General features: G+C 62.5%; 1 protein-coding gene. It reads left to right on the plus strand.

The features are described from left to right. Positions 1 to 194 (plus strand): hypothetical protein (locus RVY79_RS19835; protein ID WP_317466284.1); only part of this gene is annotated, 194 nt, incomplete at its 5' end. Positions 195 to 269: the final 75 nt, after the last annotated feature.

Below are 269 nucleotides of genomic sequence, written 5' to 3' on the forward strand. Positions count from 1 at the left end.
TCAAGACGCAAGACCCACGCTTCTCAAGGCTGCTCCGTCGCCACACCGCGCTGGAGCAGCATGTCCGCAACATGGAATCCGCCAAGGCCACGCCGGCCCAGCCCGTGCTCGCGATGCTCAAGCGCGAGAAGCAAGTGCTTGAAGGTGAGCTTCGCGCCATCCTGCAAGGGATGCCGGTCGCTGAAGCGGCTTAGTCAATCAACCGCCCGTCCGGCTCGGAGAACATCCTGGCTCCCTGAGCGGAAATGGAAAGCCATTGTCCTGTCACG

It is taken from the genome of Chromohalobacter sp. HP20-39, from assembly GCF_033052815.1.
Classification (GTDB): domain Bacteria; phylum Pseudomonadota; class Gammaproteobacteria; order Pseudomonadales; family Halomonadaceae; genus Chromohalobacter.